This is a genomic window from Chromobacterium sp. LK11, from assembly GCF_001043705.1.
In the GTDB taxonomy this organism is placed as follows: Bacteria; Pseudomonadota; Gammaproteobacteria; order Burkholderiales; family Chromobacteriaceae; genus Chromobacterium; species Chromobacterium alkanivorans.
This window is the reverse complement of sequence record NZ_LDUR01000043.1, coordinates 1-19,013: the sequence shown is the minus strand read 5'-3', so window position 1 is coordinate 19,013 and position 19,013 is coordinate 1. Positions and strand designations below refer to the sequence as shown.

Below are 19,013 nucleotides of genomic sequence, written 5' to 3'. Positions count from 1 at the left end.
AGCATCACCAAGAGGTAACCAATCATGTTCAGCATGACTGATATCTACAAAATCGGCGTCGGTCCCTCCAGCTCTCACACCGTCGGTCCGATGAAGGCCGGCCACCAGTTCCTGGGCTCGCTCAAGGAAACCGGCCGCTTCAACCAAGTCACCCATGTTCACGTCGATTGCTACGGCTCGCTGGCCCTGACCGGCAAGGGCCATTGCACCGACCACGCCATCATCCTGGGCCTGGCCGGCAATCTGCCGGACACCGTGGACCCGGAACAAACTCCGGCCCTGATCGCCGATGTGGAAAAGACCCGCCAGCTGACGCTGGGCCGCACCCATCAGCGCGTGGGCTTCGACATGGATTTCCACACCGCCAACCTGCCTATGCACGAAAACGGCATGCAGATCCACGCCTTTGTCGGCGACGAGTGCGTGCTGACCAAGACGTATTACTCGATCGGCGGCGGCTTCATCGTGGACGAGGAGCATTTCAATCAGAGCTCCTGCAGCGACACCCCGGTGCCTTATCACTTCCTCAGCGCGCAGCAGATGATGGATATGTGCGAGGAAACCGGCCTGTCCATTTCCGCGCTGGTGATGGAAAACGAAAAGGCCTTCCATGAGGTCAAGGATGTCCAGACCCACTTCGCCAAGGTGTGGGATGTGATGAAGACCAGCATAGACCGCGGCATGCGCACCGAGGGCAATCTGCCCGGCCCGATGCGGATTCCGCGCCGCGCGCCCGCGCTGCACCGGATGCTGACCAGCTCCTTGCAAGTGGCCAAAGACCCGATGAGCGTGATGGACTGGGTCAATATGTACGCGATGGCGATGTCGGAAGAAAACGCGGCCGGCGGCCGCGTGGTCACCGCGCCCACCAACGGCGCCTGCGGCATCGTGCCGGCGGTGCTGGCCTACTACAACCACTTCATCCAGCCGCTGGACGAGGACAGCTGCCTGCGCTTCTTCCTGTCTTCCGGCGCCATCGGCTGCCTGTTCAAGCTCAACGCGTCTATCTCCGGCGCGGAAGTGGGCTGTCAGGGCGAGGTGGGCGTGGCTTGTTCCATGGCCGCGGCCGGCCTGACCGAGCTGATGGGCGGCAGCCCGTCCCAGGTGTGCATGGCGGCGGAAATCGCCATGGAACACAACCTGGGCCTGACTTGCGACCCGGTGGGCGGCCAGGTGCAAATTCCCTGCATCGAGCGCAACGCCATCGCCGCGGTCAAGGCCATCAACGCCGCGCGCATGGCCATGCACCGCGTCAGCAGCCCCAAGGTGTCGCTGGACAAGGTGATCGCCGCCATGTACGAAACCGGCAAGGACATGGACGCCAAGTACCGTGAAACCTCCTGCGGCGGCCTGGCCCTGCAGATCGTGACCGAGCACAAGGTGGCGCCGACCCAGGCCATCCGCTGGGTGAACGACGCGGCCTGAGCTTAGGCCAGTCGTCCAAAGACAACGCCGCCGGGGCAAACCGGCGGCGTTTTTTTACGCGGTCCATGGCGCCAGCGCGGCGCGACCGCTCAGACGCTGCCCGGTGACGCGGCTTGCGAAGGCGGCGCTCCCCGCACCGCGATGGCGTCGATTTCCACTTGAACCTCCGGCCGAAACAGCGCCTGAACCCCAATCAGGGCGCTGGCCGGTTCATGACTCTGCAACCAGCGGTCCCGCACTTCACGTATCGTCGTCAGCCATTCCGGGCGGTAGTCTTTGACATAGATAGTCATCCGGGCCACATCCTTCCAGCCGCTTCCGCCCTGCCTCAACGTGGCGTCCATATTGAGAAACACCTGTTCCAGCTGTTCTTTCAACGTTGTCGCAATCGTCCCGTCGCCAGCGACAGGAACTTGGCCGGACAGCAGCAACAGCCTTCCGCTCTCAACGCCTACCGCGCTCGAGACGCCCGGAATCTTCGCTCCCGGCACTTGCACGGACCGGAGCATCGCCTCCGGCAGCCCCTCTGAATCAACAACGGCGAACAACGATGATTTGCTCTCAGGCGCGGCGGCATGGTTCGCGATGAAGTCCTCTGTCGATATGGCCCAGCCAAAATGATGAACAATGTCATTCAGGAAGTACTGCTGCTGAGCGGCGTTGAACGCCGCGGTGGCTTCGGCCAGCACCACCGGCTCGTAGCCCAGGTCATGGGCGGCTCGCAGGGTTGACTCAATGCACACCTGAGTCGCATACCCCGCCAGATACAAGCGGCTGATGCCTTGTCCTCGCAGATAATTGTCCAGATCGGACGCGGCGAACGCGCTGGCCCCGGCCCGGCCGCTGACGACAAACTCGTTAGGCCGCGGAGCAAAAGGCGGGTAGAACTGCCAGCCCCGGTGCTGTCGCTGCCAGGTTCCCGCCCTGGGAATCGCGCCACGCAGGCCGAATGCGACGCGCCCTAATTCGCGATAGTCGGAGGATAACTGCAAGCTTGCGTGAATCACCGGCATGCCCGCCTGCCGGGCTGCCGCCAACACCCGTTGCGCGGCGATTTGAGACTGGCTGAAAAGCTGCTGATCCTGCATCAAGCCCCGCAGTTTGCCATCGGGAGCCAGCCATTCGTTGACAAACTCCACCATCAATAAGGCGGCCTTCCCCGAGCTTGGCGGCAACGGTTCCGTCAGCCCTTCTCGCTTCATTTGTTCCTCGGAAGCCTCCGCCACTCCGCCCGCCATGCTGCCGCCGGCAACAATCGACGACAGCAGGGCCAGGCCGGAAAAAACACGCTTGATCGGCTGTAGCATCACGTTTCTCCCACGATATGTGCATCAACGATCGCCACTATATCCCGGCAGAAAAGTTATAATAAGACGTAAAAAATCATAGTTACCATGAACTCAATTCATCATGAAATCAGACCCCTTTAGCGACATCACCACCTTTGTGCGCACCGCTGAGGCGGGAAATTTCACTCGCGCCGCGCGAATGCTTAGAATCAGCCAGCCCGCCGTCAGCAAGGCCATTGCCCGGCTGGAAGCCGAGTTAGGCGTCCGCCTGTTCCATCGCTCCCCCCGCCACATCGCCTTGACCAGTGATGGCGAAGTTTTCTTCAACGCTTGCCGCCACAGTTTGACCACGGTAGAGGATGCGCGCAGCACCCTCGCCGGCCCCTCCCCTGTGCTGCAAGGCAAGCTGCGCCTGAGCGTGCCGGTAAGCTTCGGCCAATATGTCGTGGCGCCCGCGCTGCATGATTGGTTGACGGCCTACCCGGGCCTGGAGGTGGAGCTGATACTGACGGATCGCCATGTCGACATGACCGCGGAGCGCTTTGACTTGGCGGTGCTGCTAGGCGAGGTTCCCGACTCCCGGCTGCTTGCCCGCCCGCTTCCGCCTCATCGTTTTTTAACCGCCGCCGCGCCCAGCTATCTGCAACGCCGCGGGGAGCCGGCTCATCCAGAGGATCTGGCCCAGCACGCCTGCCTGCCTTACATCATGGCCAATAGCGGCCAGTTCAGGCACTGGACCTTTATCCGCGACCGGCAACAATTCTGGCATCGTCCCGAAGGCCCGCTGGCTACCGACCATGCGGCGGTCTCACTCGCGATGGCGCAAGATGGGCAAGGCATCATCCAGGCGCCCTACTATGTGCTCGCAAACGCGGTGCAAGAAGGCCGGCTCGTCCCCGTGCTCAGGGACTACCAGACAGAAGGCGCACCCTTGACGGTGGTGTATGAAAAAAGCCGGCAACTATCGGAGCGCACCCAATGCGCGGCCCGGTTTTTATTGGCGCTTGGCACGCAGCTCTGATGCCCCCTCAGGAAACCCGCAACTGGCGGTGCGCCGCCTCCGCCAACCGCCCCAGCTCATCCCGCGACAGGCCGGCCGACAAGGCGTAGGCGAAGCGGCCATCCCACCAGTAGAAAACATTCACCGGCCCCTGGCTGGCGAAGCGGAAGCCGGCGTCGCGACGCGGCGTGGCGGTGGTGGCCACGTACAAAGTCATGCGCTGGCCGGCGGCGTTGTGGTACATGAATTGTGCCACCGGCCCTTGTTCGCCCGGCAGCAGCCGGCCGCCAATCAGCTCATAGCCTTGCGCGCTCAGCAACGGCGGCTTGACCCGGCTTTGCAACCGCTTGGACAGCCAGGCCACCAACTGGTCCTGATGCTCGGCGTCGATCTCTACCGGCCGCTTCACGTCCGGGCTGTACACCACATGCGCCATCGCCGCCAAGCGCGGCAAAGGCTCCTGGCTATCCGCCGCCGCGACCCACTGCGCAGCCGGCGCTTGCAACTGGTCGCGCAGCAACCAGCCGCCGCCGCCGCCCAAGACCAGCATCAACAAGGACGCGGCCGCGCCCTGCCACCATTGCACCCGCCACCCTCGCTGCGGCGGCGGCAGCGCGGCGGCCAGCAGGCGCGGCGGGACGGGTTCCCGCAGGGCCGGCTCGAACAAGGCGCCGATATCGTCTTGCAAGCGACGGTAAGTCCGCAGCCGTTCCCGCGCCTCCGGATTGGTTTCCAAATAGGCTTCCACCACCGCGCGCCGCTCCAGCGGCAAGGCGTCGTCCAGATAAGCCTGCAATTCCTGTTCCGTGACCGTTTCCATCATGCTCCTCCCCCGGCGCCCGCCTCCATCAAGCCGCGCAAGCGTTCGCGGCCGCGGCTTAGCCGCGACATCACCGTGCCCAGCGGAATCTCCAGCGTCGCGGCGATCTGCTGATAACTCATGTCTTCCAGCGCCAGCAGCAACAGCACGGCGCGTTGCTCATCCGGCAGCCGCGCCAGGTTGGCCGCCAGTTCGCGCAGCGCCAGGCCGCGCTCCTGCGGCGCGTCCACCGTCAGTTCGTCCATGTCCTCCGCCAGCGGCTGCCGCCTGGCGCCGTAGCGGCGAAAGTCGTCGATGTGCTGCCGATGCATGATGCCGAACAGCCAGGGGCGCAAGTCGCGGTCGTCCCGCCATTGCCGCCACTTGCGCCAAGCTTGCTCCAGCGTGTCCTGCACCAGATCGTCCGCCGCGCCCTGATCGAACACCAGGGCGCGGGCATAACGCCGCAGGCGCGGAATGCTGTCCACCAGCAGCCGGTGGAAGCGCTGTTGGGCGGCCTCGCTCATCCAGCGGCCGGGGCCAGTACCCGGACAATGGCCTTGCGCGCCAAATCCACCTCCGCAATGCCCAGATCTTCGTTCAACACCCAGGCCTTGGCGCTGTCGCGGCTGAAACTGATGGCCTGGCGCGGCCCGCTGAAGCCGGTGATTTCGCCCACCGCCTTGAACGCCGGCAAGGCCACCACGGTCAGCGAGTTGCTCTTGAGGTTGCCGGAGTACAAGAAGCGCCCATCCGGCCGCAAGGCCGCGCCGTAAGGCTCCTGCCCCACTTTCACCGTCTTGATCACGGTGCGGCTGGCCACATCCACCCAGGACAAGGTATCCGCGCCGCTATTGGCGGCGAACAGGCTATTACCGTCGCCGCTGACGGAGATGGCGCGCAGCTTGTCGAAGCCGCCCACCTCGGCGCGAGCCTCCAGCTTGGCCGCGTCCACCAGGGTGATCTTGTCGCCCAGGAAGTTGGTGACGAACACGGTGCCGCCGTCCGGCGACACTTTGATGCCCTGGCGCGGCTGGGCGAAACCGGTCAGCACTTTTTCCACCTTCCATTGCGGCAGATTGACCACGGTCAGGCTGCCGGCGGCCTGATTATTGACGTAGAGCCGGCTGCCATCCCGGTTCAGCGCGGTGCCGAAAGCCCCCGGCCCGATGGCCAGGCTGGCTTCCCGCGTCCAACTGCCCGCGTGCCAGCGCTCCACCACGCCCTTGCTGCTGTCCGAGACGTAGAAACGCTCCCCGTCCGGGGCGAACACGATATTGCGCGGCGTGACGAAGCCCGGTAGTTCGCGCAGCAGCTTGCCGGCGCGCAGATCGTAGGCCAGCAGCGTGCCGCGGGAGCTGTTGCCGGCCAGCGCCAGCGTTTCCGCCGGGTTGACCGCCAGCGTGTTGTTGCGGATCTGCGGATCGAAAGCCGCCGGGTCCTGCGCCCAGGCCAAAGGGGCCGACAGCGCTGCCAGCAGCAGCGCGGCCCGCGTGTTAACGCGCCACATGCCACACCTCCTTGAAGCCATCGCCGGCGCGCTCGCCCGGCTTGCCGTCCTTGGCGAAGCGGTACAGGGGCTTGCCCTGATACGCCCACTGCGCCTGGCCGTCGTCGCGGCGAATCTGGCTGAAACCCGCCGGCGCGCTGTCGCCCGCCGCCACCAGCAAGGGCGGCCACAGCGCCGCGCAGGCCTGATTGCACACGCTGCGGCCGCTGCCGGCGGCGTCCTTGTCGAAGACGTACAGCGTCATCCCTTGCGCGTCCACCAGCGCGCCGTCGCGCATCGACGCCGCCTCTCCGGCCAACGCTCCCGCGCTCAGCGCCATCAGCGCCACCGCCATCCATGTTTTCATCGCAAATCCCTCCCGTTGTAGAACACGCTGCGGCTTCCGGCCCCAATCTCAAGGCCCCGCGCGCCGCGGCGTTCCATCCTGACGAAACCGCCGACCATTCGGCGTCCAGTACCGGGTATACGGATGAGCTGCGCGGTTTATTCCCGCCGCGCCGCATTTTTTCGCCGGAGCATAAAAAAACCGCCGGGAGACCGGCGGTTCTTAGCTGAGACAAACGCGGCTTTAGGCCGGCGCCATCCCCACCCAGCCCTGCGGAATCGACTCCAGCAGCTTGCGGGTATAGCTCTGCCGCGGCTCGCGGTAGATCTGGTCCGCATCCGCCTGCTCCACCACTTCGCCCTTATTCATCACCATCACCTGGTCGGAGATATGTTTCACCACCGCCAGATCGTGCGAGATGAACAGATAGGACAGGCCGTATTCGTCCTGCAGGTCTTGCAGCAGGTTCAGCACTTGCGCCTGCACCGACACGTCCAGCGCCGACACCGATTCGTCGCAGATCAGCACTTCCGGCTTCAAGGTCAGGCAGCGCGCGATCGCGATGCGCTGACGCTGGCCGCCGGAGAATTCGTGCGGGTATTTCTGCAGCGCCCCGGCCGGCATCCCCACCTTGTCCAGCAGTTCCTGCGCCAGCTTGCGCCGTTCGCCGCCGTCGCGGCCGATGCCGTGCAGCTGCATTGGTTCGCTCAGTATCTGCTCCACGGTGAAGCGCGGGTTCAGCGAGGCGTAGGGGTTCTGGAAGATGATCTGGATCCGCCGCTTGTAGGCGTGGAAGGCCTTGGCGTCCATGCCCAGCAGGTCCTGGCCGTGGAACAGCGCCTGGCCGCCGCTGGCCTGGTGCAGCCGCACCAGGGTCAGCCCCACCGTGGTCTTGCCGGAGCCGGATTCGCCGACGATGCCCAGGGTTTTGCCCTTGGCCAGTTTGAAGGACACGTCCTTGACCGCGTGGAACTGGCGTTTGCCGAACAGGCCTTCGCGCACGTCGAAGGATTTGCAGAGCCCGCGCACGTCCAGGATGATCTCGTCGTCCGCCCGGTAGCCGCGTTCGCGCTGCGGCGGTTCCACATAGCCGCCCGGCTGCAGGAAGTCGTCGATCACCGCCAGCCGCTGCGGCCGCCGGTCCAGGTGCGGGCGGCAGGCCAGCAGCGCCTTGGTGTAGGCGTCCTGCGGCGCGTCGAAGATTTGCTGCACGCTGCCCTGTTCGCGGATTTCGCCGTGACGCATGACGATGACTTCGTCGGCGAACTCGCCCACCACCCCCAGGTCGTGGGTGATGAACAGCACCGCCATATCGTGTTTCTTCTGCAGATCGGCGATCAGTTGCAGGATCTGCTTCTGGATGGTCACGTCCAGCGCGGTGGTGGGTTCGTCGGCAATCAGCAGCTTGGGTTCGCAGGCGATGGCCATCGCGATCATCACCCGCTGTTGCTGGCCGCCGGACAGCTGGTGCGGGTAGCTGTCCACCTTGCTTTCCGGTTCCGGCAGGCCCACTTCGCGCAACAGTTCGATCGCGCGCCGGCGCGCGGCGCGGCGGCCCAGCTTGGCGTGCAGCATCAGGGCTTCCATGATCTGCTCGCCGACGCTGAACACCGGGTTCAGCGAGCTCATCGGCTCCTGGAAGATCATCGCGATGTCCTTGCCGCGCAGCGCGCGCATCTCGGCGCCGCCGGCTTTGAGCAGATCGCGTCCTTGCAGCAGGATCTGGCTGTCCGGGGAGATTTGGGCGTGCTGCGGCGACAGCAGACGCATGATGGCCATCGAGGTCACCGATTTGCCGGAGCCGGATTCGCCCACCAAGGCCACGGTGCGCTTGGCCGGGATGTCGAAGCTGACGCCCTTGAGCGCCTGGAATTCGCCGCCGTTCTCCTGACGGAACGCCACTTTGAGATTGCGCACCGACAGCAGGGTCTGGTTCTGAGTCATTGTGGTTCTCCCCCGCTCACTTCGCCGCCGCGCGCGGGTCCAGCGCGTCGCGCAGCGCGTCCACCAACAGGCTGAAGGCGGTCACCAGCAGCGACATCGACAAGGTGACCGCCAGCATTTGCCACCAATAGCCCTGGATCAGCTCGGTGGGCGCTTCCGCCAACATCGAACCCAGGCTGACCTGGCGCACGCCGACGCCGAAGCCGAGGAAGGACAGGATGGCTTCGTACTTGATCAGCGCCACGGTCAGCAAGGAGAACTGCACCAGCAGCAGGTGGGAGATATTGGGCAGGATGTGGATGAACATCTTGCGGGCGTTGCCGGCGCCGATGGCGTCCGCCGCCTGCACGTATTCGCGGCCCTTGAGCTTCAGGTATTCCGCACGCACCAGGCGGAAGCTGCCGGTCCAGCTGGTCAGCGCCATCACCGTGACGATGGTGGTGATGCCGCGACCGGAGACGGCGGCGAAGGACAGCAGCAGCAACATGTCCGGCACCGAGGTGAACACGCTGTAGAACCAGCCCAGCGCGTCGTCCACCCGGCCGCCGAAGTAGCCGGCCGCCGCGCCCAGCGCGCAGCCCACCAACAAGGCCGCCACCGCGCCGAACACGCCGACGAAGATGGAGGTGGACGTGCCTTTCAGCGTTTTTTCGATCACGTCGCGGCCGCGCAGATCGGCGCCGAAGGGCAGCGTGGCGCGCTTGGCCGGCGCGGCTTGCGCATATTCGCCCATGTGCTGCCGCGCCTGTTGCAACTCCTGGCCTATCGGGTCCTCTTCCGGCGTCATGGTGACGATGGCGGCGGACGCCTGGGCGGGCTTGGCCGGCTCCGGCGGCAACACGTCGTCGGCGGAGGCCTGCACCCAGCTGGGCGGCGCGTAAGGCACGGCGATTTCGTCGGTCCAGCCCCCGCCCACCAGATTGAACCAGCCGCCGACGGCCAGCAGCAGATAGACCGCCACGATCCACAGCGACACGAAACCCACTTTCTTGCGCTTCAGCCTTTGCCAGCCCAGCGCCCACAAACCGCGCGAGGGGGCGGCCGGCGCGGCGCCGGCGCTATTGTGCAATGTCGTCATTTCCAGCCCTCTCTCACGTCAGTTGCACGCGCGGGTCGATCAATTTGTAGACCAGATCGCCCAGCAGATTGAACACCATGGTGGCGATGGCGATATAGATGGTGATGGCCTTGATCACCGGGAAATCGCTCTTGTTCACCGCCATCACCACTTCATTGCCCATGCCGGGAATGCCGAAGAAGCTTTCCAGCACCAGCGCGCCGATCAACATATAAGGCAGCGACATCATCACGCTGGTCACCACCGGGATCAGCGCGTTGCGCAGCACGTGCTTGAGCATCACCGCGCGCTCGGACAGGCCCTTGGCGCGCGCGGTGCGCACGTAGTCCTGGCCGATTTCCTCGACGAAGAAGCTGCGGTAGAAGCGGATGTCCGGCCCCAGCGACACCATCAGGCCCATCAGCAGCGGCAGCGGCACGTAGACGAAGAGGTTGACCCAGAAGGAATCCCCCCAGCCGCGCACCGGGAACCAGCCCATTTTGAAGGCCAGGAAATACTGGCCGGCGATGATGTAGACCAGCGCGCTGACCGACATGGCCACGGTGCAGGCGATGGTGACGATGTGGTCGGTCAGGCCGCCGCGGAAATAGGCGACCAGCGCCGCCAGCGGGATGGCGATCAGCAGGTCCACCACCAGCATGGCGCCGGTCAGCGTCAGCGAGGGGCCGACGCGGCTGCCGATGATGTCGGCCACCGGCTGCTGGGTGGACCAGGAGGTGCCGAAGTCCAGCGTCAGCACCTGTTTGACGAAGATCCAGAACTGCTGCGGCAGGCTCTGATCCAGGCCCAGCTGGGCGCGGATATTGGCCAGCACGTCCGGCGTCAGGTGCTTGCCGGCCAGCACCAGCGACGGATCGCCACCCACCAGGGTAAACAGGGTGAAAACCAGCAACATGACGCCAAACAGGGTTGGGATCATCTGCAGGATGCGACGGATGATAAAAGCGGACATATTGTTCTCCTCGCCTGCCGCTTACTTCTGCACGTCCAGGAAACGCCAGATGTAGTTGTAGTTGGGATGCAGCTTGGCGCCGCGCACCCAGGGCTGGATCAGCGTGTTGCGGAAACGGGTGTCGCTGAAGGCCCAGGGCGTGTCCGCCATCACGATCTTGTTCATCGCGTCGTACAGCCGGTTGCGCTCCGGCCCGTCCTCCAGATTGCGCGATTGCTCGTACAGCCGGTCGTAGCGCGCGGACTGATAGCAGGCGTAATTGACGCCGCCGGTATTGGGGCCGTACAGCAGTTGGACGAAGTTTTCGCCGTCCGGGAAGTCTGCGATCCAGGCCGCGCCGTTCATGCCGAACTTGCACTCGCGCTGCGCCTTGATCTGCTCGTTCCACTGCATCACGCGGAAGTCCACGCGCACCTTGATCAGATCAAAGGCTTTTTGCCAGTACTCGTTCCATTGCTTGTCGATGGCGGTGGGACCGGTCAGGAAGTCCACCACCAGCGGCGCGCCGTCCGGCTGGCGGCGATAGCCGTCCGCGCCCTTCTTGTAGCCGAAGCGGTCCAGCAAGGCGTTGGCCAGCGCCGGGTTGTAGGGGAAGGCGCCGCGGAAATCCGGGTTGTGGCCGGCCACGTTGGGCGGCACCACGTACTGAACCTTGACCGCCTGGTTGCGGCGGATGTCGCGTATGGTTTCGTCGGTATTGAAGGCCATGGTGATGGCGCGGCGCAGCGCGATTTTTTCCTTGCCGTAGCCGCCCACCACCGGGTCCTTCATCCCGAAGGCGTAAAAGGTGATTTCCTCGTCCAGGCTGCGCAGCAGGCGTATGCCCTGCCGCTGGAGGTCCGGCTTCAGTTCGGCCCGCCACGGATTGCTCGGGTCCATGCGCAGCAGTTGCCGGATCAAGGGCTGGGGGATGCCGACCAGGTCCAGCTCCGCGCTCTTGAACGCCAGCCAGGTGGGCTGTTCCTCCTGGATCACCGACACTTCGATGCGGCCGATCTGCGGGTAGCTCTTGCCGTTCATCTCGCGGGCGAGGCGCTGGTCTTCAGGGTTGTCGCCCGGCTGGTAGTTGAAGGTCTGCTTGCGGAAATTGGGGTTGGCCACCAGCGAGATGTGAGTGCCCGGCTGCCATTTGGCCAGCATATAGGGGCCGGTGCCCACCGGGTGGGCGTTGGTGTTGCTGCCGTAGGCTTCCACCGCCTCGCGCGCCTGGCCTTGGACGAAGGGCGCGGCCAGGATGTATTTCAACGCCGGATACGGCTGGGTCAGCTTCAGTTGCAGGGTGTAGCGATCCAGCGCGCGCACGCCGGCCACCGGCGCGTCGTAGTTGATCTTGCCGCCGGCGGGCTTGGCCCAGGCGTCCAGGCCGACAAATTTACCGGCCACCAGATCGCTGATCGGCGAGGCCACCGCCGGATCGATCAGGCGCTTGAAGGCGTACACGTAGTCTTCCGCCGTCAGTTCGCGCTTCTTGCCCTTGAAGGCCGGATCCGGCGCGAAGTACACGCCTTTTTTCAGGGTGAAGGTATAGGTTTTGGCGTCGGCGCTGACCGTGGGCATGGCGGTAGCCACATTGGGCACCACCTTGACCGGCCGCGCCAGGTAGTCGAAGGTCAGCAGCGGGTCGAAGATGTGTTCGATGATGGCGCCGGAATAGATGTCCGAAGTCTTGGACGGGTCGAAACCGGTCTCCGGCGCGTTGAAGGCCACGTGCAGCACCTTGTTCATGTCCGCGGCCTGCGCCGACATTCCCCCCCACGCCATCAGCGCCAGCAGCGCGCATCGCTTCAGGCTCATGATTTTCTCCTTTGTTGTCGCTCCGGCCTGGCGTCTTGCGCCGGCCGATTATTATGTCGCCGCTCTAGCCACGGCTTAACACTCATGAACAAGGTGCGCTGGCCCTGCTTGTTGACAAGCGACGCCGGCGACGCCATCGTAAAAGTCTCCGTTCAAACACCACCCAAGGCGGCCGTTTTATCCACCCGCCTCCCACTTTTCAAGGAGCGCATCATGAAAACAAGGCTAGCGCTGACCCTGCTGGCGGCCAGCCTGCTGACCGGTTGCGCCACCCAGGCGGGTTACGCGCAAAAGGTCTATGGCTGGCAAGGCCGCGACGTCAACGAGATGCTGGCGCAATGGGGCGCGCCCACCAGCCAGCTGACCATGCCCAACGGCAATCAGCTCTACACCTACCGCAGCGCCTACAGCCAGGAAATGCCTTATCAGGGCGGCTTCTACAACTACCCGTGGGGCTTTAGCGGCGGCGGTTCGGTGTATTACCGCTGCACCACCAATTTCGTCGCCGATCCCAAAACCCACACCATTCTGTCGGTGAGCTTCGACGGCAATGACTGCGTGGCGCCCCCTAAAAATTAAACGCCGTCCTCGCCAAAAGAAAGAGCCTGCGTGAACGCAGGCTCTTGTCGTTTCAATGCTCGGTGGCCGGTTGGTGCGCCGGCTTGCCGCCCAGCAGGCGGCGCACCCGGCTGCGCAGACCGTCCAGATAGGTGTAGACCACCGGCACCACGATCAGGGTCAGCACGGTGGAGGTCAGCAGGCCGCCGATGATGGCGTGCGCCATCGGCCGGTTGCTTTCCGAGCCGTCGCCGGTGCCCAGCGCCAGCGGCATCATGCCGAAGATCATCGCCAGACTGGTCATCATGATGGGCCGCAGCCGCACCCGACCGGCCTCCACGATGGCCTCGGTGCGTTCCATACCTTCGCGCCGCGCCTGATTAACGAAGTCCACCAGCAGGATGCCGTTCTTGGCCGCCAGGCCCATCAGCATGATGATGCCTATCACCGAGAACATGTTCAGCGTGGAGCCGAACAGATACAGCGAGCAGAACACGCCGACGAAGGCCAGCGGCAAGGCCATCATGATGGTGACCGGCAGCGTGAAGCTGCGGAACTGCGCGGCCAGGATCAGGTAGATGAAGATCACGCCCAGCGCCAGCGCCTGCACCGCGTAGCCCAGCGATTCCTGCATGTCCTTCTGCTGGCCGCCCTGTACCAGCATCACGCCCGGCGGCAGTTTCAGGCCTTCCACCAGCTGATGCACCTCGGCGGACACGGTGCCGGCGTCGCGGCCTTCGATATTGGCCAGGATGGTGATCTCGCGCATCATGTTGACCCGCTTGATCTGGCGCGGACTGATGCCCTGCCGGGTTTCTATCAGTGAGGACAGCGGGATCATATTGGCCGCGCCGTTGGCGTCCGGCCGCCCGGCCACGGTCAGCGCGTCCAACAGTTCCTGGCGGCGCTCGGACTTGGGCACCCGCAGCTTGACGTCGTAGTTTTCGCCGTCCGGCGCTTCCCAGGTGGTGACCGCGTTGCCGGCCAGCAGGATGGACAAGGTCTTGCCCACGCGGGCCAGGTCCACGCCCAGGCTGGTGGCGGCGTCGCGCTTGAGCACCAGGTTCAGCGCCGGATCGCCTTCGCTGAGGTTGGATTCGATGTCGCGCACGCCGTGGATCTTGCCCAGCTTGCGCATCAGGTCTTCGGACACCGCGGTCAGTTCGCGCAGATCGCTGCCGCGCAGGCCCACCTTGACCGGCTTGCCCTGCTGCTGCTCGTTGGCCACCGATTTAATGGTGACGCCGGCCACCGGCAACACCCGCGCGCGCGCGTCGGCGATCACCTGGCCCAGCGTTCGCTGGCGGCTGTTCTTGTCGCCGATGTCCACCGTCACCGAGCCGTCGTTCTTGCCGGCGCCGAAATTGCCCTCGCCCACATTCATCGAGATCGATTTGATTTCGGGAATGCTCTTCACCGCCGCCGCCAGCTCATGGCCCTTGGTGGCGGTGTATTCCAGCGCAGAGCCGGGCGCGGTCTGGTAGCTGATGGTGAATTTGCCGCTGTCGCGCTCGGGGATGAATTCGCCGCCGATGCCGGGCACCAGCAGGAAGCTGGCGATGGTCAGCAGCAAGGCGGTGCCCAGCACCGTCTTGCGATGGCCCAGCGCCCAGCGGATCACGCCGACGTAGCGCTCCGCCAGCCGGTCCAGCGAGCTTTCGAAGGTGTCCAGCATCCGCCCCAGCGGACCGCGGTGCTTGTCGCCGTGGTGGTGCGGGTCGTGCCAGATCGACGACAGCATAGGGTCCAGCGTGAAGCTGACCAGCATCGATATCAGCACCGCCACCGCCACGGTCAGGCCGAACTGGTGGAAGAACTTGCCGATGATGCCGCCCATGAAGCCCACCGGCAGGAACACCGCCACCACGGTCAGCGTGGTGGCCAGCACCGCCAGGCCGATTTCATTGGTGCCGTCCAGCGCCGCCTGGTAGTGGCTCTTGCCCAGGCCGGCGTGGCGCACGATGTTTTCGCGCACCACGATGGCGTCGTCGATCAACAGGCCGATGGACAGCGACAAGGCCAGCAGGGTCAGCATGTTCAGGGTGAAGCCGAACATCTGGATGGCGAACAGGGTGCCGATCAGCGACACCGGCAGAGTCAGGCCGGTGATCACCGTGCTGCGCCAGCTGCCCAGGAACAGGAAGACGATCAGCACGGTCAGGCCGGCGCCTTCCAGCAGCGTGGACTCCACATTGTGCAGCGATTTCTTCACGTCCTCGGCGGTGTCGTAGGTGTAGCGCACCTTGACCCCGGCCGGCATCTGGCTCTTCAGTTCCTCCACCCTGGCCTTGACGCCCTCGGCCACCTCCACCACATTGGCGCCGCGCGCGGCGCGCAGGTCCAGCGACACACCGGGCCGGCCGTCTATCAGCGAGATGCTGGACTGCTCGGCCTCGGTGTCGGCCACGGTGGCGATGTCCTCAAGCCGGATGGGCGCGCCGTTGCGGTAGCCCACCGCCAGCTGCGAGAAGTCGTCGGCGGACTTGAGCTTGCCGGCGACGCGGATCGCCCATTCCTTGCTGACCGCCGACACCGAGCCGGCGGGGAAGTCCTGGTTGGCGGCGCGCAGCGCGTCGGCCACGTCCTGCAAGGACAGGCCGGACGCTTCCAGCCGCACCGGGTCCACGTCGACGCGGATCTCGCGGCGCACGCCGCCGATCAGCTTGACGTCGCCGACGCCGGCCACCATCTGCAGCCGCTTCTTCAGCACCTTGTCCACCCAGGTGGTCAGTTCGCGCGGCCGGGTCTGGTCCGAGGTCAGCACCAGGGTCAGCATGGGGTTGTCGTTGGGGTCCACCTGGGACACGGTGGGCGCGGAGATCTCGCGGCGGAACTGGCCCTGGATGGCGCCTATCTTGTCCCGCACGTTCTGCACCGCCGACACCGGGTCCACCGACAGCTCGAACTCCACCACCACGGTGGAGTTGCCTTCCATCGAGTAAGAGCGGATTTCCTTGATGCCGTTGATGGTGTTGACCGCCTCTTCCACCGGCTTGGAGATTTCGCTTTCCACCACTTCCGGCGAGGCGCCGGGATAGTCGGTGGACACCAGGGCGATGGGGAAGCGGATGTCCGGCATTTCCTCCACCGCCAGCCGCTGCCAGGAAAACAAGCCCAGCACCACCAGCGTCATCATCAGCACGGCGGCGAAATAGGGATTGCGGACACTGATTCGGGTCAGCCACATGCTGCGCCCCTCCGCTTAGAGTTTGCCGCCGGGCAGGGAGACCGGATCGCCGGCCTTCACCCCCACCAGGTCCACGGCGATCACGTGCTCGCCCGGCTTGACGCCGGCCACCGCCGCCAGCCTGTCCGCCTCGGAGCGCAGCAACAGTTCCACCGGCCGCCGCTCCAGCCTGCCCTGGCGCGCCACCAGCACCCAGGGCTGGCCGTCCGGATCGTGGATGGCCGGCAGCGGCAGCACGATCTGGTCGCTGACCTGGCGCAGCACAATGCCGCCCTTGGCGAACTGGCCGGCCTTCAGCTTGTGTTCCGGGTTTTTCACGCGGATGTACAGGGTGAAGCTGCGGGTGCCCGCCACCGCCACCGGGTTGATGCGCACCACTTCGCCGCGCTGCGGCTCGGCCAGGCCGTCCACGCTGAAGCCGGCCTGCATGCCGGGCTGGACCTGCGAGATCAGCCGCGCCGGCACGGTGGCGGCGATTTCCAGCACCGAAAGGTCGGCGATGGCGAACAGCACCGCGTTCTTGCCGGCCACCTCGCCGGGGTTGATCTTGCGCTCGTAGACCACGCCGTCTATCGGCGCGCGGATCTGGGTGTCCGCCAGCAGCCGGCGCGCGCGCGCCAGTTGGGTGGCCTGGGCCTTGGCCTCGCCCTCCTTCACCCGGTAGTCGCTGTCGAATTCGTCATAGGCGATCTGCGAGATGAAGCCCTTGTGCAGCAGCTCGCGCTGCTTTTCCAGCTTGACCTTGGCCAGGCGCAGCCGCGCCTCGGTATTGGCCACCTGAGCGTTCTGTTCCGCCACCGATTGCGACAGCACTTCGGCGTCCAGCACCGCCAACACCTGGCCGCGCTTGACCGCCTCGCCCTCGCGCACGCGCACTTCCTTGACCCTGGCCTCCACCTCGGCGGCCACGGTGCCGCTGGTCAGCGCGTTCAGCGATCCGGTGAAGGCTATCGTCGCCGCCAGCACGCGCGGCTTGGCCGCCATCACGTCGGCAGTGGACAACGCCCGCGCCACCGGCGCGGAGGCCGCGGCCTTGCCGGCGGCGCCCTCCTTGGGCGGCTCTGACGGTTTGGCGCCGCAAGCCGCCAGCGCCAACGATAAGAGCGGGACTATGACAAATCGTGTGTTCATCTGTGTTGTTCTTTTCTGTGGTTGAGCCGCCCGCGACGCGGAGCTCGGACACGCGTGATCGGCCGCCGCGTCAGGCTCGGCGGCCGCGCATCCAGGACGATGAAACGACGCAAGACTCCCCCTTGCGCCGGCGCGGCCGGACCAGGGCCGCTCGGCATCATCCCACAGGCGTCGCCGCGGGATATGCCATTGTGTGGTCGTATTGTCTTGTTGTTGTGAAACGTGGGCGGACAAGCCGCAGTCAAGCATTTGGGCGGCCTGACTGCGGCCGCCCGTTATCATGCCACAACACTATCCATTAAACATATGTCATTGCACAAACTGCTCGGAGCCCACGATGCCCAACTTGGTCACCCCCAAACGCTGCGATTCCGCCAGCACCATCGCCACCGGTTCATACCCCGCGTCCTTGTTCGGCTTGATGTGAAACTCCGGCTGCGGCACCCGCGCCGCCGCTTCCGTCAGCTTCTTCTCCAAAGCCTCACGGTTCACCAAACGCTCCCCGTTCCACATGATCCCGTTGTCCGGCGCAATGTCGATCTGCACCACCACCGGCTTCTCCATCGGCTTCGCCGGACTGCTCACCGGCATGTCCAGCTTCACCGCGTGCGTCTGGATCGGAATCGTGATGATCAGCATGATCAGCAGCACCAGCATCACGTCAATCAGCGGTGTGGTGTTCATCTCCACCATCAGATCGTCGTCGGACGAGCCTACATTCATTCCCATCTTCGTTCTCCTTCGGTGACCTCGACCATCCTGCTGCGCGGCTCGATAGCTGCGTTACTCCGTGCTCGCTCCCTCGCTGTACAACTTGTACTATCTCGGTCGCTGTGCGCGGTGCGCCTTGCTCTCGTGCCGCTCGCTACGGTTTTTCGAGGTCACCGTTCAATTGCGCGGCGGCGGTTCGGTAATAAAGGCGATCTTCACAATCCCCGCCTGCTGCACCGCCAGCACGATCCGGCCTATCGGGCTGTACTTCGCCGCCAGGTCCCCGCGGATGTGCACTTCCGGCTGCGGATCCTTCTTCGCCTCCTTCACCAGCCTCGCCAGCAGTTCTTCCTGCGTCTTCACCGGCGTGGTGTTCCAGTAGATGGTGTTGCCGGTGTCCACGCCCAACACGATGTTCTCCGGCTTGGTCTGCGTCGGGATGTTGCTTTCCTTCGGCAAGGCCATCTTCACCGTCTGCGTCACCACCGGCACCGTGATCAGAAAGATGATCAGCAGCACCAGCATCACGTCCACCAGCGGCGTGGTGTTGATCGCGGACATCACCGCGTCTTCGTCGCCCTTGCCGTGGCCTTGGCCGAATCTTGCGTTGCGCCCTTTCATCGCCGCCGCCTCAGCGCGCGTTCAGCAGGCTGGCGTGCAGGCGGCCGGCCACCACCCGCACCATGTCCAGCACCAGCTTGTTGCGGCGCACCAGCCAGTTGTAACCCAGCACCGCCGGCACCGCCACGCCCAGGCCGATCGCGGTCATGATCAGCGCTTCGCCCACCGGGCCCGCCACTTTGTCGATCGACGCCTGACCGGACATGCCAATCGCGGTCAGCGCGTGGTAAATGCCCCAGACCGTGCCGAACAGGCCGACAAACGGCGCGGTGGAGCCAACGGTGGCCACTACCGACAGGCCGTTCTGCATATGGTGACTGGCGGAATCCACCGCGTCGGAGATCGCCATCGACACCCAGGTGTTGAGGTCGACCCGGCCGGCCAGTTCGCCCTTGTGTTCGGCCGCCGCGTCGATGCCGGCCGCCGCCACCGCGCTGAACATGCCTTCGTCGGCCAGTTCGCTGGCGCGTTTTTGCAGTTCCGCGCCGTGCGATTCCAGCAGCTCGCGGCCTTGCTTGAGCAGGCGGCGTTGTTCCAGCAGTTTGACGATGCCCACGTACCAGGTGGCCGCGGACATGATCAGCAGAATGATCAGGGTGCCGCGCGCGACGATGTCGCCTTGCGCCCACAGGGCGTCGATGCCGTACGGGTTGCTGGTCACGTGGGCGGTTTCGGCGGCCAGGGCGTTC

17 protein-coding genes are annotated in these 19,013 nt (G+C 65.0%); 3 read left to right on the top strand and 14 right to left on the bottom strand.

Annotated elements, in window-relative coordinates:
* Positions 1–24 precede the first annotated feature (24 nt).
* On the top strand, positions 25–1,425 hold the full coding sequence (locus VK98_RS20750) for an L-serine ammonia-lyase (protein WP_048415856.1): 1,401 nt from the start codon (positions 25–27) through the stop codon (positions 1,423–1,425).
* Between the two features lie 89 nt (positions 1,426–1,514).
* Here the strand turns inward: VK98_RS20750 and VK98_RS24060 are convergent, their stop codons facing one another.
* Positions 1,515–2,732 carry an isochorismatase family protein gene (locus VK98_RS24060; RefSeq protein ID WP_197083120.1) on the bottom strand — a complete coding sequence of 406 codons (1,218 nt, stop codon included), beginning with the start codon at positions 2,730–2,732 and terminating at the stop codon, positions 1,515–1,517.
* A 103-nt stretch (positions 2,733–2,835) separates the two neighbouring features.
* Between VK98_RS24060 and VK98_RS20740 the strand changes: the two genes are divergently transcribed.
* Complete coding sequence (locus tag VK98_RS20740; RefSeq protein ID WP_048415855.1) at positions 2,836–3,735, top strand: LysR family transcriptional regulator; 900 nt, start codon at positions 2,836–2,838, stop codon at positions 3,733–3,735.
* 7 nt (positions 3,736–3,742) lie between these two features.
* On the opposite strand, the gene VK98_RS20735 is transcribed toward VK98_RS20740, so the two are convergent.
* The 8 genes from VK98_RS20735 to VK98_RS20700 form a co-directional block, all read right to left on the bottom strand.
* Positions 3,743–4,537 carry an anti-sigma factor gene (locus tag VK98_RS20735; protein WP_053077516.1) on the bottom strand — a complete coding sequence of 265 codons (795 nt, stop codon included), beginning with the start codon at positions 4,535–4,537 and terminating at the stop codon, positions 3,743–3,745.
* On the bottom strand, positions 4,534–5,040 hold the full coding sequence (locus VK98_RS20730) for an RNA polymerase sigma factor (protein WP_048415853.1): 507 nt from the start codon (positions 5,038–5,040) through the stop codon (positions 4,534–4,536). The genes VK98_RS20735 and VK98_RS20730 overlap by 4 nt, the downstream gene beginning before the upstream one ends.
* On the bottom strand, positions 5,037–6,023 hold the full coding sequence (locus VK98_RS20725; RefSeq protein ID WP_048415852.1) for a YncE family protein: 987 nt from the start codon (positions 6,021–6,023) through the stop codon (positions 5,037–5,039). Before VK98_RS20725 ends, VK98_RS20730 begins: the two co-directional genes overlap by 4 nt.
* Positions 6,010–6,369, bottom strand: coding sequence for a lipoprotein (locus VK98_RS20720; RefSeq protein WP_048415851.1), 360 nt, complete (start codon positions 6,367–6,369; stop codon positions 6,010–6,012). The genes VK98_RS20725 and VK98_RS20720 overlap by 14 nt, the downstream gene beginning before the upstream one ends.
* Positions 6,370–6,591: 222 nt before the next feature.
* The gene (locus VK98_RS20715; RefSeq protein WP_048412276.1) at positions 6,592–8,292 is read right to left on the bottom strand and encodes an ABC transporter ATP-binding protein; all 1,701 of its coding nucleotides are present in this window, start codon (positions 8,290–8,292) and stop codon (positions 6,592–6,594) included.
* Between the two features lie 16 nt (positions 8,293–8,308).
* On the bottom strand, positions 8,309–9,370 hold the full coding sequence (locus tag VK98_RS20710) for an ABC transporter permease (protein ID WP_048415850.1): 1,062 nt from the start codon (positions 9,368–9,370) through the stop codon (positions 8,309–8,311).
* A gap of 13 nt (positions 9,371–9,383) precedes the next feature.
* On the bottom strand, positions 9,384–10,322 hold the full coding sequence (locus VK98_RS20705) for an ABC transporter permease (RefSeq protein WP_048415849.1): 939 nt from the start codon (positions 10,320–10,322) through the stop codon (positions 9,384–9,386).
* A 21-nt stretch (positions 10,323–10,343) separates the two neighbouring features.
* Positions 10,344–12,116 carry an ABC transporter substrate-binding protein gene (locus tag VK98_RS20700; RefSeq protein ID WP_048415848.1) on the bottom strand — a complete coding sequence of 591 codons (1,773 nt, stop codon included), beginning with the start codon at positions 12,114–12,116 and terminating at the stop codon, positions 10,344–10,346.
* Positions 12,117–12,329: 213 nt separating this feature from the next.
* On the opposite strand from VK98_RS20700, the gene VK98_RS20695 reads away from it, so the two are divergent.
* Complete coding sequence (locus VK98_RS20695; protein WP_048415847.1) at positions 12,330–12,695, top strand: hypothetical protein; 366 nt, start codon at positions 12,330–12,332, stop codon at positions 12,693–12,695.
* Between the two features lie 52 nt (positions 12,696–12,747).
* On the opposite strand, the gene VK98_RS20690 is transcribed toward VK98_RS20695, so the two are convergent.
* The 5 genes from VK98_RS20690 to VK98_RS20670 form a co-directional block, all read right to left on the bottom strand.
* A complete protein-coding gene (locus VK98_RS20690; protein WP_048415846.1) occupies positions 12,748–15,861 on the bottom strand; it encodes an efflux RND transporter permease subunit in 3,114 nt (1,037 codons plus the stop codon).
* 15 nt (positions 15,862–15,876) lie between these two features.
* The gene (locus VK98_RS20685) at positions 15,877–16,992 is read right to left on the bottom strand and encodes an efflux RND transporter periplasmic adaptor subunit (RefSeq protein WP_048415845.1); all 1,116 of its coding nucleotides are present in this window, start codon (positions 16,990–16,992) and stop codon (positions 15,877–15,879) included.
* A gap of 309 nt (positions 16,993–17,301) precedes the next feature.
* Positions 17,302–17,721: a biopolymer transporter ExbD gene (locus tag VK98_RS20680; protein ID WP_048415844.1), complete on the bottom strand. Its 420-nt coding sequence runs from the start codon at positions 17,719–17,721 to the stop codon at positions 17,302–17,304.
* Positions 17,722–17,880: 159 nt separating this feature from the next.
* Positions 17,881–18,324, bottom strand: coding sequence for a biopolymer transporter ExbD (locus tag VK98_RS20675; protein WP_048412207.1), 444 nt, complete (start codon positions 18,322–18,324; stop codon positions 17,881–17,883).
* A gap of 10 nt (positions 18,325–18,334) precedes the next feature.
* On the bottom strand, positions 18,335–19,013 hold a 679-nt coding region (locus tag VK98_RS20670; RefSeq protein ID WP_048412208.1), incomplete at its 5' end, for a MotA/TolQ/ExbB proton channel family protein.